A 13891-nucleotide genomic window follows, 5' to 3' on the forward strand; every position below is an offset into this window, starting at 1 on the left:
GGGGCCGTCATGAGCCCCGACCCGCAGACTCAGCGTTCTTCGTCGCGCCCGTCGAGCGCGAGCAGCTCTTCCTCGACCGCTCCGCCATACCCTTCGGTCTGCGGGTCGCCGTGCAGGCCGCCCGAGACCGCGTATTCCTCCTCCGGGGAGAGGATCAGACGGTGGCGCGTGTACAGGCCGAAGATGATGAGCCCGACGATGTACACGATCACGATCGCGACAATGGCGGGCCGGAACGTCTCGTTGAGCAGGAAGCCCACGAAGATGAGCGCGGAGATCACGGCCGCAGCCGCTGCACCGAACACGCCCCATGGGCTGACGTACGGTCGCTTCGCGTTCGGGAACTTGCGTCGCAGAATGATGAACGACAGCATCTGCATGAAGTACGCGAGCACGGCGCCCCACACGGCGATGTTCAGCACGATCGCGCCGCCCACGCCGCTGTCGCCGCCCGTGAGTTCGACGACGATGAGCGCGACGAGCCCGATGACGGCGCCGGCGATCAGTGCCACCCACGGGGTCTGGCGCTTCCCGGTGAGCGACAACCACTTCGGGTAGTACCCGGCTCGCGACAGGGAGTACATGTTGCGCCCGTAGGCGAACATGATGCCCTGCAGCGACGCGAGCAGACCGAAGAGCGCGAAGAGCGCGAGCAGGCCGGCGACCCAGGCGAGGTCGTCGCCGAGAATCGCGCGGAATCCGTCGAGCAGGGGCTCACCGGCGACCCCGGTCGCGGACGCGCCCAGCACGCCGGTGTTCAGCACCAGCACGAGCAGGCCGGTGACGATCAGCGTGCCGCGAGCCCAGAGACCGGCGCGCGGAATGTCGCGCACGGGGTTGTGCGACTCTTCAGCTGCGAGCGGCAGTTCTTCGATACCGAGGAAGAGCCACATTGCGAACGGCATGGCGAAGAGGATCGGCAGCACGCCGTGCGGCAGGAAGACGCTCTGACCCGGGTCGGGCTCGATCTCGAACAGGCTGCCCCAGTCGATCGCGCCGCTCGCGAACGCCATGACGGCGAACAGCACGAGCACACCGATCGAGATGAAGGAGACGATGATGGCGAATTTCAGGGAGATCGCGGCGCCCGCGGTATTGAGCCCGACGAAGGCGGCGTAGAGAATGATCCACCACAACCAGGTCGGCAGGCTGAAGCCCATCAGCCCCTCGGTGACACCGTTCGCGTATCCCGCCGAGAAGTAGACGATCACCGCCGTCGTTGCGACATACTCGATGGTTTCGGCGAGACCGGTGACGAAACCGCCCCAGGGGCCCATCGCCGCACGACCGAACGAGTAGGCACCGCCCGTATGCGGCATCGCGGCCGCCATTTCGCCGATCGAGAATACGAGTCCGTAGTACATGACGACGAGGATCGCGAACGCGATGAGCATGCCGCCGAACCCGGCGGCTTCGATGCCGAAGTTCCAGCCCGAGAAATTGCCCGAGATCACCGCGCCGACCGCGAGGCCCCAGAGGCCCCAGACGCCGGCGGCGCGCTTGAGCTGCCGCTTCTCGAAATACCCGGATTCTGCAGTGGTGTAGGTGGCACCTGAGACTTTCAGGGTGTCCTTGGCCATGTCGACCTCTTTCACTTCGCTGTGATGGAACCGAACACTGCGATGATAGCCACCTATTGGTCGTTTCGCACCACCTTTATCACTCTGGCACTTGCGCAACCACCAACACAGTGTGGTGTAATGGTCTTCAATCCGACCTTTTGAGCGACGTCGCCGCGACGTCTGATTGCGGGTCGGTGTCGCAATCTCAACTCGATGACGAGCCGAAGGAGAGCACATGATTCCCGCAAGCGGCAATCTCACCCCCGATGAACTGCGCGAGGCGGTGGCTTCGGGCGAGATCGACACGGTGATCGTCGCCTTCACCGATATGCAGGGCCGATTGGTCGGCAAGCGCGTCTCCGCGCGGTTGTTCCTCGAGGATGTGATGTCGCACGGCGCCGAGTGCTGCAACTATCTGCTCGCGGTCGACGTGGAGCTCAACACGGTCGACGGCTACGCGCTCACCAGCTGGGAGAGCGGATACGGAGACATGGCGATGCTGCCGGATCTCGCCACCCTGCGACGCACGCCCTGGATCCCGGGCACCGCCCTTGTCATCGCCGACCTCACTCTTGCGAGCGACCACTCGGGCATTTCGGTGTCACCGCGACAGATCTTGAAGCGCCAGATCGACCGACTCGCAGCCCACGACTTCATTCCCTACGTCGGCACCGAACTCGAGTTCCTCGTCTTCGAAGACGACTACCGCAGCGCCTGGCGCAACGGGTATCGCGACCTGACTCCGGCGAGCGATTACAACACGGACTACGCGCTGCACGCGTCGACGCGCATCGAACCGCTGCTGCGCGATATCCGCAACTCGATGGACGCCGCAGGCATGTACTGCGAAGGCGTGAAGGGCGAGTGCAACCTCGGCCAGCAAGAGATCGCGTTCCGCTACGCCCACGCACTGCCCACCTGTGACAACCACTCGATCTACAAGAGCGGGTCGAAGGAGATCGCCGAGGCGCACGGCAAGAGCATCACCTTCATGGCGAAGTTCAATGAGCGCGAGGGCAACAGCTGCCACGTGCACACGAGCCTCCGCAACAGCGCGGGCGACCCGATCTTCGCCGACGACTCCGACCCTGACGGCATGTCGAAGATCTTCCGCCACTTCATCGCCGGCCAGCAAGCGGCCCTGCGCGAGTTCACGCTGCTGTACGCACCGAACATCAATTCGTACAAGCGCTACGTCGACGGCAGCTTCGCCCCGACCGCTGTGGCCTGGGGCCACGACAATCGCACGTGCGCTTTGCGCGTCGTAGGTCGCGGCCAGGCGATGCGCGTCGAGAACCGAGTGCCCGGCGGCGACGTGAATCAATATCTCGCGGTCGCCGGCATGCTCGCTTCGGGCCTCGCGGGCATCGAGCAAGAGCTCGAACTCGGCGAACCGCTGCGCGGCAACGCATATTCGAGCGACGTGGAGCGCGTGCCCACCACGCTGCGCGAGGCCGCCGATCTCTTCGAGCAGTCGGCACTCGCACGCGAGGTGTTCGGCGACGACGTGGTCGATCATTACACGCATGCAGCGCGGGTCGAGGTTCAGGCCTACGACGCCGCCGTCACCGATTGGGAGCGGGTCCGTGGCTTCGAACGACTCTGAACTCGGCACCGGCGTTCCGGGCGCCGCGCCGGTCATCGGCATCACCAGCTACCTGGAGCAGGCACAGACCGGGGTGTGGGATGTGCGCGCGTCGTTTCTGCCGCAGGTGTACCTCGACGCGGTCACTGACGTCGGCGGCATTGCGCTGGTACTGCCTCCGCAGCCCGTCTCCCCCGAGATCGCGCGCGGCATCGTCGCGTCGCTCGACGGACTCATCCTCTCCGGGGGCGCCGACGTCGATCCTGCACGCTACGGTGCCGCCGCGCACGAGCGCACCGGCGCCCCGCGCACCGACCGCGACGCGTTCGAGGCCGCGGTGCTCGACGCCGCGATCGAGGCCGAGCTGCCGCTGCTCGGCATCTGCCGCGGCGCACAGGTCATCAACGTCGAGCTCGGAGGCACCCTGATTCAGCATCTCCCGGACGTGGTCGGTGACGACCGCTACCAGGCGGGGCAGGGCGTCTTCACCGAGATCGATGTCGAAGTCGACGCGGGATCGCGGATCGCCGAAGTGCTCGGCGACGACCGCAGCGCACGCGCCCACCTCTATCACCACCAGGCGCTCGGTGATGTCGCCGACGGCCTCACCGTGACCAGCCGCACCGCCGACGGCATCATCGAAGCGGTGGAGCTCGACGCACTGCCCTTCGGCGTCGCCGTGCAGTGGCATCCCGAAGAGAACCGCGCCGATCGCCGCCTCTTCCAGGGTCTGGTCGATGCGGCGAGCGCCTACCGCGCTTCGCGTCGCGCCACCCCACCGTCGTCCCCGATCGAGCCCGCATCGAAGGAGCAGCCGTGAGCTACACCGTCATCAACCCCGCCACCGGCGAAGCCGTCACCGAGGTCGCGCACCTCGACGCCGCTGAGACCGACCGCGCCATTGCGGCGGCGGCCCGTGCCCAGCGCGACTGGGCGGCGGTCGCACCGGCCGACCGCGCGCGGGTGCTGCGCCGCTTCGCCGACGCGGTCGACGGCGACATCGAACACCTGGCGCAGCTCGAGACCACCAATTCGGGGCATCCGATCACGCAGTCACGCTGGGAGGCGGGTCATGTGCGCGACGTGCTCGAGTACTATTCGGGCACGCCGGAGCGCCTCATCGGCCAGCAGATTCCGGTAGCCGGCGGCATCGATGTCACGTTCCACGAGCCGCTCGGCGTCGTCGGGGTCATCACGCCGTGGAACTTTCCCATGACCATTGCCTCCTGGGGGTTCGCCCCCGCGCTCGCCGCCGGCAACGCCGTCGTGCTGAAGCCCGCGGAGTGGACCCCGCTCACCAGCATTCGTCTGGGCGAGCTCGCCCTCGAGGCCGGGCTCCCCGAGGGGCTCTTCCAGGTACTGGCGGGCCGCGGTTCCGTGGTCGGCGATCGCTTCGTCACGAACCCGACGGTGCGCAAGGTCGTGTTCACCGGCTCCACCGAGGTCGGCAAGCGCATCATGTCCGGGTGCGCCGATCAGGTGAAGCGCGTCACACTCGAGCTCGGCGGCAAGAGCGCGAACATCGTGTTCGCCGACGCCGACATCGAGCGCGCCGCAGCGACCGCGCCGTACTCGGTGTTCGACAACGCGGGCCAGGATTGCTGCGCGCGCAGCCGACTCCTCGTGCAGCGCAGCGTCTACGACCGATTCATGGAGCAATTCGAGCAGGCCGTGCAGGGCGTCGTCGTTGGCGACCCGACGCTCGAGTCGACCGAGGTGGGCCCGCTGGTGACGCAAGCGCACAAGGAGAGCGTCGCGTCGTTCCTCACGGACGATGTGCCGGTCGCGTTCCGGGGATCCTGCCCCGACGGCCCCGGTTCGTGGTTCGCCCCCACCGTCGTCACTCCGGAGCGCGGCTCGCGCATTGCCACAGAGGAGGTCTTCGGACCGGTCGTCGCCGTACTCCCGTTCGAGGATGAGGCCGATGCGCTGCGGCTTGCCAACGACACGGAGTTCGGCCTCAGCGGCTCGATCTGGACCAACGACCTCGGTCGCGGCATCCGCGTCGCCCGCGGCGTCGAGGGCGGCAATCTCTCCGTCAACTCCCACTCGTCGGTGCGGTACACGACCCCGTTCGGCGGCTTCAAGCAGTCAGGGCTCGGACGCGAGCTCGGGCCCGACGCCGCCGAGCACTTCACCGAGACGAAGAACGTGTTCTTCGCCAGCGAGTGACCCACGTTTCCCTTCCTCCTTCTTGACTGCAAAGGACATCCCATGAGCGACATCACCCCCATCGATCTCACCCAGCGACTCGCCGGCAAGGTCGCCGTCATCACCGGTGGCGCGAGCGGCATCGGGCTCGCCACCGCGAAGCGCTTCCGCGCCGAGGGCGCCCGCGTCGTGATCGGCGACATGAACCCGGAGTCCGGCGAAGCCGCCGCGGCTGCGGTCGACGGCCTCTTCGTGCAGGTCAACGTCACCGACGAGGCTCAGGTCAACAACCTCTTCGACACCGCCGCTCGCGAGTACGGCAGCGTCGACATCGCGTTCAACAATGCGGGCATCTCCCCCGACGACGACGACTCGATCGAGATCACCGAACTCCCGGCCTGGGAGAAAGTTCAAGACGTGAACCTGAAGAGCGTCTACCTCTGCTCGCGGGCGGCGCTGCGCCACATGACCGCGCAGGGATCCGGCTCCATCATCAACACGGCCTCGTTCGTCGCGGTGATGGGCTCCGCCACCTCGCAGATCTCGTACACGGCGTCGAAGGGCGGCGTACTCGCCATGACCCGCGAACTCGGCGTGCAGTTCGCTCGCCAGGGCATCCGAGTGAATGCGCTGTGCCCGGGTCCGGTGAACACCCCGCTGCTGCAGGAGCTGTTCGCGAAAGACCCGGAGCGCGCCGCCCGCCGACTGGTGCACGTGCCCGTCGGTCGCTTCGCCCGCCCGGAGGAGCTCGCCGCCTCCGTCGCGTTCCTCGCGAGCGACGACGCTTCGTTCATCACCGCCTCGACCTTCCTCGTCGACGGCGGCCTGACGAGCGCATACACCACGCCGCTCTAACGAGCTCTTGCGCTCGGCGCCGGGCGGCCTCCCGCTCCCGGCGCCGAGCGCGCGTACACTCGCAGAGTCACACCGCGTGACGAGCATCGGAGGCACCCATGACCGCGACCGGCGACGGGATCGAGCTGCTCGTGCGCGCGGTGCGACCGACGAACGCCTACGAAGAGACCATGCAGCGCCTGCTCCAGTCCATTCGTCTCGGGCTGATCGGTCCGGGTGAGCGGCTCCCCGCCGAGCGCGACCTCGCGGCGATGCTCAAGGTCAGTCGAGACACGGTGCGCGAGGCGCTCGCCACGCTCGCCGAGGCCGACTATGTCGTGTCGCGGCGCGGCCGGTACGGCGGCACCTTCGTCGTCGACTCCCTGCCGCGCGAATCGGCACTCGGCGCGCTGCAGGGCGGGTTCGGCCCCGCAGAGGTGGAAGACGTCACCACGCTGCGGCGGGTGCTCGAGGTCGGTGCGGCCCGCGAGGCCGCCGCACGAGACCTGACCGCTGACGAGCGCGCATCGCTGACACGCGCGCTCGAGGATTGCTCGGGCTCGGCGCAGGCCGACCACCGCCGCCTCGACTCCCGCCTGCATTTGCTGATCGCGGAGCTGTCAGGATCCACGAGCCTCGTGCCGCTGGTCGCCAACCTGCGTACCCGCGTCAACGCGCTGCTCGAAGAGATTCCGATGCTCGCACCGAACCTCGCGCACTCGAATGCCCAGCATGAAGCCGTGGTCGCGGCAATACTCGCGGGCAGACCGGAGTCCGCGGCCGAGGCCATGCTCGAACACATCGAGGGCTCGTCGGCTCTCTTGCGCGGCTTCCTCTCGAATCAGTAGGCGTCGCCCGGCGCGACGTGCACGTCGGGAAGCTCGGTGAACACCGTTCCTCCGTCTCCCGAACCCGGCATCACGGGCGCGGTGAACGCGACACCCACGGCGAGGAGCAGGCCGAGAAAGCCGGCCATCGTCGCGCGCAGCACGAGCAGGTCACCGCGACGACGCCACAGCTTTCGCGACACGGCGACGACCCCGAGACCCATTGCGCCGCCGAGCGTATTCATGAGCACGTCGGTGAGATCCGAGCGCCCGACGGCGAACACGTATTGCGCGGTTTCCAGCATTACGCTGCCGAACATGCACACGAGCAGCGCGAGCCCGCTCCTGCGCGGGCGCTCCAGCAGTGCGAGCAGCACCCCGAACGGCACGAAGAGCGCGATGTTCGCCACGAGTTCGAGCGGCGCATTCCGCCCCAAACCGGCGCCTGCCACGAACGGCACGAGCTTGATCGTGCGCAGCGACCCGTCTCCGATCTGCGGGAGCTCGAGCTTCCAGACGATCACCCAGGTCAGCAGCACGAGATATCCGGTCAGCACGACGACGAGCGTGCGCGGTGATGGGCGCCGCGGGTGACGCGGGGTGTGCGCGAGTGGCCGGGTCAGTGTCGCAGTCACGATGCCACCGGCAACGATACGCGCACCAGCACACCACCGGCGTCGCGCGCAGAGAGCTGCAGGTCTCCGTGATGGGCGCGCACAATGCTGCGCGCGATGGCGAGCCCCAGTCCGTGGCCGTCACGACCGTCTCGCACCCGCGAGGCCCCGCGTTGGAACGGTTCCACCAGGGTGCCGAGCATCTCTGCCGCGATGCGCTCGCCGGGATTCTCGACGGTGAGCTCGACCGCATCCGCACCGCGCGCCGTGCTCACGGTCACCCAGCCATCATGCGGGGCGTTGTGCACGACCGCGTTCTGCATGAGATTCGTCACGAGCTGCAGCAGCAGTGCCGATGATCCCGGAGTGATCGCCGTGTCTCCGCGCACCTCGAGCGAGATCCCGCGCTGCTCGGCGATCGGCAGCAGCGTCTCGGCGGCTTCCTCCGCAAGCAATGAGAGATCGACCGGCTCAGTGGTGAATGCGCGCTGGTCGGCGCGGCTGAGCACGAGCAACGCTTCGGTGAGATGAATCGCACGCGCGTTCACCTCGCGCAGCCGCCGCAGCATGGCGGAGCGGTCTGAAGCCGGGTCATCTGCGGCGACATCGATCAGCGCCTGAGTGATCGCGAGCGGGGTGCGCAGCTCGTGCGAAGCGTTGGCCGCGAAGCGCTGCTGCTCGGCGAGTTGGGATTCGAGTTGGGCCAGCATGCCATCGAAACTGTCCGCGAGTTCTCGAAACTCGTCTTGTCTGCCGGGCATCGCGATGCGGTGCCCGAGCGAGCCCGCAGCGGCCTGACGCGTCGCCCGGGCGATCTGCGTGAGCGGTGCCAGTACGCGCCCGGCGAGCAGCCAACCACCGAGCGTGCTCGCAGCCAGCAGCGCCGCGAGCATCCACGCCGCCGGCGGAAGAAATGCGCGGAGCAGGTCGGTTCGCCCCGGAATCAAGCCCTCCGGCCCGACGTACGCCTGCACCGGCACGTAGCGCAGGAGGAAGACGTAGACGATGGCGAGGAGCAGGCCGCCGGTCACCATGACGACCGCGACATAGCTCAGCGTCAGCTGCCAGCGCACGCTGAGGCCCGGGTGCCGCGTCATTCGGAGCGCTCCACGGTTGCGGCGCCCGTCTTCGGAGCAGTCTCGGGTTCCGATGCGATGCGATACCCAACGCCGGCGACCGTCTCGATGATGCCGGGCTCGCCCAGTCGTTTGCGCAGTGCCGACATCGTGATGCGTACGGCGTTGGTAAACGGGTCGGCGTTCTCATCCCACGCCCGCTCGAGCAGCGTTTCGGCACTGACCACGCCGCCTTCGGCATCGAGCAGTACCTCGAGCACCGCGAACTGCTTACGCGTCAGCGCGACGAACCGACCATCGCGCACGACCTCGCGGCGGAATGCGTCGAGCCGCACCCCGGCGAACTCGCGCACGGGGGGCCGTGCATGGATGCGTCGGCGCGCCAGCGCGCGCAGGCGCAGCACGAGCTCACGCATGTCGAACGGTTTCGTCAGGTAGTCGTCGGCGCCGAGTTCGAACCCCGTCGCTTTGTCGTCGAGCCGATCCGCCGCGGTGAGCATGAGAATCGGCAGCCCCGATTCTGAAGCGACGATGCGTCGCGCGATCTCATCGCCGTTCGGACCGGGAACATCGCGGTCGAGCAGGGCAACGTCATACGCGTTCACACTCAGCAGTTCGAGTGCGGTCTCGCCGTCGCCGGCGATGTCCGCTGCGATTGCCGCGAGACGCAACCCATCACGAATGGCCTCGGCCATGAAGGGTTCGTCTTCCACGATCAGTACGCGCATGCCTCAATGGTAGAAGGGGGCGCATATCGTCGGCGTATCGGAATTCCCATACGCTGCGGCAACATCCGGTGCGATGCACTGAGAGCATGAGCATTCCCTACACCACGTACGTGGCACGCCGCCGCGTCGTCGCCGTGATTGTCACCGCGGCGGCCGCCCTTCTCATTGCCGCCGTCGCGGTCACCGTCTGCGTCATCGCCGTCCGCGCCGCGGGAGCAGACACGGGCACGGCGCGATCCGATCTGCAGACCGCGGTGCGTTCCGTGCTGCCGACGGGCTCACTCTCAGCGGCGGATGGCGACCTGCCCGAGGACGCACGTGTGACCGATACCGACCTGCCGGGGGTCGGCAACCTCGACCCGGAGTTGCTCGCAGCGGTGCAGGCCGCTGCCGTCGATGCCGCCGCGAGCGACATCGAGTTCACGGTGACGAGCGGGTGGCGATCCGCCGCCTACCAGCAGCAGCTGTTGGATGACGCCGTCACGCAGTACGGGTCGACTGAGGAAGCCGCACGGTGGGTGGCAACGCCCGAGACCTCCGAGCATGTCGCCGGCCGCGCGATCGACATCGGGGACTTCGATGCGGCGTACTGGCTCGGTCTGAACGGCGCAGGGTATGGGCTTTGCCAGACGTACGCCAATGAATCATGGCATTTCGAGTTGCAGCCCGACGCTCCGGTCAACGGGTGCGCCGAGCCCTACATCGATCCGACGTTCGATCCGCGCATGACGGGCTGAACTCGAGCACCCACCGCGACGGCGTCCCCTCAGGTCAAGTCGTCGACGACCTCCGCGGCGGGGCGCACACGCGTGACGAGCCCGACACCGGCTCCGGCATCCACCGGAACGACGGAGTAGTCGCCCGCGGCTGCGGCGGCACGGAACGCCGCACGCGCTTCGGTGTCGTGCGCCAGTTCCGCTTCGCGCCCGTGCCAGCGATCAATGAATTCGGTGCGCACGAGGCGTTCGGGAAACCGTGCCGGCCACGGTCGTTCCAGGGCGACGTCGTAGGCGCGCGTGACGACCGTATCGGCGCCCGTCGCCGCGATGAGCGCCGCGCGGGCGCCCGGTGACGTCAGCGCTTCCTCCGCCGCAGCGAATGCCGTGCCGACCCATGCGGCCACCGCGCCGGCATCGAGCACGCGCGCCACATCGGCCCCCGCTGAGACCGCGCCCGCTGCGATCACCGGCACGTCGACGGCGCCGAGCACTGCAGCGAGCAGGGAGTCGCGCGGCTCTCGGTGATCCCCGTGCCCGCCGCCTTCGCTGCCGCGCGCGACGATCGCATCGACTCCGCTTGCGGCCGCGACTTCGGCCTCTTGCACCGTCGCGACCTGCGTCACGGTGAGGATTCCAGCGTCACGGGCCGCCGTGACCCAGTGCGGTGCGGGCGCCGGTGCATTCCAGTCTCCGAAGCTCACCGAGAGGAGCGCGGGTGCGGCCGCGATTGCACGACCGAGCAGTTCGGGATCGCGCGCGATTCCCCAGTCCACGAGCCCAATGCCGAACGGCAGGCCGTCGGCTCCCCGCAGATCGTCGCCGAGCGCGGCCAATTCGCGCTCCAGCGCACCTACCGACCCGGCGCTCCCCATGCCAATCATGCCCAGCGCACCCGCGCGCGAGACCGCGGTGGCCAGCGCGCCCCCCGCGACGCCGCCCATGGGAGCACAGATCAGCGGTGCGGTGAGTCCGAGTTCACGGGCCCATTCGGTCAGTCGTCGCTCGCTCATAGCGCCTACGCTACTCCGCAGCGCGTCGTCGCGCTCGGGCCGCCTCGCGCCTACGCGCGGCGATACGTGAGGTCGCGGATGTGGCGACCCACATCGATGCCCTTCTGCTCGAACGCCGTCAAGATGCGCCCGTCGAAGCGATCCGCCCACTCACCTGAGAATTCACGCGTGAACCCGTCAGCGGCGTCGAGCACCTCGCGCATCTGCTCGGCGTAGTCCTCCCAGTCTGTGGCGAGTCGCAGCACACCGCCGGGGCGCAGCGCACCGTACGCGATGCGGGCGAAGTCGTCACTCACCAGGCGGCGCTTGTGATGACGCACCTTCTTCCACGGGTCGGGAAAGAAGACCCAGATCTCGTCGACCGACCCGGCGGGCAGATACTTCTCGAGCAGTTCGGGAGCGTTCACCTCGGCGAGCTTCAGGTTGTCGAGCGCGGCGACCTCGGCACGAATCATGGTGCGCGCGAGCCCGGCGCGAAACACCTCGACGGCGAGGAAGTTCGTGTCGGGCCGCTGCTCCGCGGCGTGCAGGATCGCGTGGCCCTGCCCCGATCCGACCTCGACGACGAGGGGCGCCGTTCGACCGAAGATTTCTTCGGGGTCGCCGTGCACGCCATCGGCGACGCTCGTCGCGGCCGGCCCGTGCGCGATATCGAGCACGTAGGTCTCGTGGTGATCGGCCCACGCACGCTCTTGCGAGGGCGTCATGCGGCCGCTGCGGCGCACGAACGAGACGGGCTTCTTCCGAAAGGTCGTCGGGTCGAAGCTCTTGTACGGGAGTGGCTGCTGCTCGGTCACCCCATAACGGTAGTCGGGCGACGGCGCACGGGCAAAGCGGGGGCGCGTCTCAGTCGCGCGGCGATCCCGAACTCCCCTCCCGGCCCCGGCGCCGCCGCTACCATGGGAGTCAACCGCATTCGAGCGAAGGGGCCCATCATGACCAGACGCATCCTGCTGGTGAACGGACCGAACCTCAATTTGCTGGGCACCCGGGAGCCCGAGGTGTACGGCACCGACACGCTCGCCGATGTGGAGGCGCTCGTCACGCGGGTCGCCGCAGACTTCTCGCTCGACGTGCGCGCCGTGCAGAGCAACCACGAGGGCGCGATCATCGACGCCATCCATGCGGCTCGCGAAGACTGCGCGGCGATCATCATCAACCCGGGAGCCTTCACGCATACCTCGATCGCGATTCGCGATGCCATCACCGGCGTTGCGCTGCCGACGGCCGAGGTGCACATCTCGAATGTGCACGCCCGCGAAGAATTCCGCCATCACTCCTATCTCTCGGGTGTGGCCGCCGCAGTCATCGTCGGGTGCGGCGTGCAGGGGTACGATTTCGCGGTGCGTCGCATCGCGGCGCTGCTCGCCGGTTAGCGACGCCGCGGCGCACCCGTTCACCGTGCAGTCGGAAACCAGTCGAAGAGTTCGGGCTGGTGCGCGTGCACGAGCACGGCGAAGACGACCGCGTCGAACAGCAAATGCACGGTCACGACGTACGACAGCGACCGGGTGCGCAAGAAAATTATTCCCTGCACCAGCGCGAAGGGAATCGTGAGCCACGGCCCCCAGGCGCGATACCCCAGTTCCCACAGGAACGACACGAACACGATCGCCTGCAGCAGATTCGCCGCCCACGCCGGAAAGTGCCGCAGCAGCAGCGCGAACACCGTGCAGATGAAGAAGAGTTCGTCCCAGATCCCGACGGCGCCGACGCCGACGAAGAGCCGGGCGATGAGCTCGGGGGTGTCGACGACGGGCCAGTTCGCGTAGACGCCCGATGAAATGAAATACCAGGGCAGGATCAGCCACGCGAGCACGAGCACCGCGACCAACCAGGCCCAGTGGTATCTGGCCCAGCGCTCGCCCCGGGCGCTCCCCGCGCCGCGCCAGGGGAATGAGGTGGCGCGGTCGCGGTAGACGTACCTCGAAATGAGATATGGCACGGCGACGGCGCCCCCGAGCGCAAGCGTGAACTTCACCATCGACGCGGTGTCGAGGTGTGCGGCGAGCGGGATCACCCGCACGATCGACAGGCCAATCGCAATGAGTGAGAGATCGCGCAGCAACGACGGCGGGCGTTCGCCGGCACGGGCGGTTGCCCCTGCCGGCGTCGCGTCGTCGCGCCCGGCGCGAGATGTCCAGGCCGCGAGCGCGAGGCCGACGGCGCCGAGGCCGATCCCGAGCCAGATCTGGTGGAGCACGAACCAGGCGGGCGCCATGAGGCAGACCAGCAGCGCCGCGCAGACGGCCACGGGGCGCGTGCGCCGCGCGAGCGTCAGTGTCTCGGCTCCGCCCCCGCGCCCGGGCATCAGCTGAAGTGCCCGCTCACGGGGCCCGGCGCGTCGGCGAGCAGCACGAGACGATCGTCGATCGGGAACGGCAGTGCGAAGCTCGCGACGACGGCGCCGATGTCTCCGAAGTCGTCTTCTTTGGCTCCGATGCCCTCGGGCGACACCTCAACGATGCGCGCGCGGATCCACTCGCCGGCATCGGTGCGCAGTGCGTAGATCTCGGCGAGATACCCGATGCCGATCTCTTCGAGTGCGGCTTCTGCGTCGAGCCAGTCGATCGGCGCGGTGGCACGAGGGCGCCCCAGAAGGTCGAACGGCACGAACCCATCGCCCTCGGGTTCGATCCAACCGACGAGCTCTCCGTCTTCGCGGCGATGCGGAATCCAACTCTCGGGGAGGCTCATGCAGCGAGCCTAGCAAGCTGTTCCGGTCGGGTTCGAGTGCGAGTTCATATGCGGGTTCGCGCGTGCTGCGAGTGTCGATCAGGATTCG

At 68.0% G+C, this 13891-nt stretch carries 15 protein-coding genes; 7 read left to right on the plus strand and 8 right to left on the minus strand.

The window, feature by feature from the left end; all coding sequences use genetic code 11:
- Positions 1 to 29 precede the first annotated feature (29 nt).
- Positions 30 to 1580, minus strand: a complete 1551-nt coding sequence (locus AMS67_RS05785) for an amino acid permease (protein WP_053386500.1) — start codon at positions 1578 to 1580, stop codon at positions 30 to 32.
- 217 nt (positions 1581 to 1797) lie between these two features.
- On the opposite strand from AMS67_RS05785, the gene AMS67_RS05790 reads away from it, so the two are divergent.
- The 5 genes from AMS67_RS05790 to AMS67_RS05810 all read left to right on the plus strand — a co-directional run bounded on the left by AMS67_RS05790 (position 1798) and on the right by AMS67_RS05810 (position 6980).
- Positions 1798 to 3168: a glutamine synthetase family protein gene (locus tag AMS67_RS05790; RefSeq protein ID WP_053386501.1), complete on the plus strand. Its 1371-nt coding sequence runs from the start codon at positions 1798 to 1800 to the stop codon at positions 3166 to 3168.
- Positions 3149 to 3967: a gamma-glutamyl-gamma-aminobutyrate hydrolase family protein gene (locus AMS67_RS05795; RefSeq protein WP_053386502.1), complete on the plus strand. Its 819-nt coding sequence runs from the start codon at positions 3149 to 3151 to the stop codon at positions 3965 to 3967. Before AMS67_RS05790 ends, AMS67_RS05795 begins: the two co-directional genes overlap by 20 nt.
- Positions 3964 to 5319, plus strand: coding sequence for an aldehyde dehydrogenase family protein (locus tag AMS67_RS05800; protein ID WP_053386503.1), 1356 nt, complete (start codon positions 3964 to 3966; stop codon positions 5317 to 5319). The genes AMS67_RS05795 and AMS67_RS05800 overlap by 4 nt, the downstream gene beginning before the upstream one ends.
- 42 nt (positions 5320 to 5361) lie before the next feature.
- Positions 5362 to 6153: a 3-oxoacyl-ACP reductase gene (locus AMS67_RS05805; RefSeq protein ID WP_204374521.1), complete on the plus strand. Its 792-nt coding sequence runs from the start codon at positions 5362 to 5364 to the stop codon at positions 6151 to 6153.
- A 98-nt stretch (positions 6154 to 6251) separates the two neighbouring features.
- Positions 6252 to 6980, plus strand: coding sequence for a FadR/GntR family transcriptional regulator (locus tag AMS67_RS05810; protein WP_053386504.1), 729 nt, complete (start codon positions 6252 to 6254; stop codon positions 6978 to 6980).
- Here AMS67_RS05810 and AMS67_RS05815 read toward each other — a convergent pair.
- The 3 genes from AMS67_RS05815 to AMS67_RS05825 are packed head-to-tail and all read right to left on the minus strand — an operon-like array spanning position 6974 to position 9377.
- The gene (locus AMS67_RS05815; RefSeq protein WP_053386505.1) at positions 6974 to 7594 is read right to left on the minus strand and encodes a VanZ family protein; all 621 of its coding nucleotides are present in this window, start codon (positions 7592 to 7594) and stop codon (positions 6974 to 6976) included. The two genes, AMS67_RS05810 and AMS67_RS05815, sit on opposite strands and share 7 nt — an antisense overlap.
- Positions 7591 to 8670: a sensor histidine kinase gene (locus tag AMS67_RS05820; protein ID WP_053386506.1), complete on the minus strand. Its 1080-nt coding sequence runs from the start codon at positions 8668 to 8670 to the stop codon at positions 7591 to 7593. The genes AMS67_RS05815 and AMS67_RS05820 overlap by 4 nt, the downstream gene beginning before the upstream one ends.
- Entirely contained in the window at positions 8667 to 9377 is a 711-nt protein-coding gene (locus AMS67_RS05825; protein ID WP_053386507.1) for a response regulator transcription factor, read from the minus strand. Before AMS67_RS05825 ends, AMS67_RS05820 begins: the two co-directional genes overlap by 4 nt.
- 86 nt (positions 9378 to 9463) lie before the next feature.
- On the opposite strand from AMS67_RS05825, the gene AMS67_RS05830 reads away from it, so the two are divergent.
- Complete coding sequence (locus AMS67_RS05830; RefSeq protein ID WP_053386508.1) at positions 9464 to 10114, plus strand: M15 family metallopeptidase; 651 nt, start codon at positions 9464 to 9466, stop codon at positions 10112 to 10114.
- A gap of 29 nt (positions 10115 to 10143) precedes the next feature.
- On the opposite strand, the gene AMS67_RS05835 is transcribed toward AMS67_RS05830, so the two are convergent.
- Together AMS67_RS05835 and trmB are read right to left on the minus strand one after the other, a co-directional pair.
- Complete coding sequence (locus AMS67_RS05835) at positions 10144 to 11106, minus strand: NAD(P)H-dependent flavin oxidoreductase (protein ID WP_053386509.1); 963 nt, start codon at positions 11104 to 11106, stop codon at positions 10144 to 10146.
- Positions 11107 to 11156: 50 nt separating this feature from the next.
- Positions 11157 to 11903 carry a tRNA (guanosine(46)-N7)-methyltransferase TrmB gene (gene trmB / locus AMS67_RS05840; RefSeq protein ID WP_053386510.1) on the minus strand — a complete coding sequence of 249 codons (747 nt, stop codon included), beginning with the start codon at positions 11901 to 11903 and terminating at the stop codon, positions 11157 to 11159.
- 138 nt (positions 11904 to 12041) lie between these two features.
- On the opposite strand from trmB, the gene aroQ reads away from it, so the two are divergent.
- Positions 12042 to 12482, plus strand: coding sequence for a type II 3-dehydroquinate dehydratase (gene aroQ, locus AMS67_RS05845; protein WP_053386734.1), 441 nt, complete (start codon positions 12042 to 12044; stop codon positions 12480 to 12482).
- A 20-nt stretch (positions 12483 to 12502) separates the two neighbouring features.
- Here the strand turns inward: aroQ and AMS67_RS05850 are convergent, their stop codons facing one another.
- Both AMS67_RS05850 and AMS67_RS05855 read right to left on the minus strand, forming a co-directional pair.
- Complete coding sequence (locus AMS67_RS05850; protein WP_053386511.1) at positions 12503 to 13417, minus strand: CPBP family intramembrane glutamic endopeptidase; 915 nt, start codon at positions 13415 to 13417, stop codon at positions 12503 to 12505.
- A complete protein-coding gene (locus AMS67_RS05855) occupies positions 13417 to 13803 on the minus strand; it encodes a hypothetical protein (protein WP_053386512.1) in 387 nt (128 codons plus the stop codon). The genes AMS67_RS05850 and AMS67_RS05855 overlap by 1 nt, the downstream gene beginning before the upstream one ends.
- Positions 13804 to 13891 lie beyond the last annotated feature (88 nt).

This window comes from Leucobacter japonicus, from assembly GCF_001273855.1.
Classification (GTDB): Bacteria; Actinomycetota; Actinomycetes; order Actinomycetales; family Microbacteriaceae; genus Leucobacter; species Leucobacter japonicus.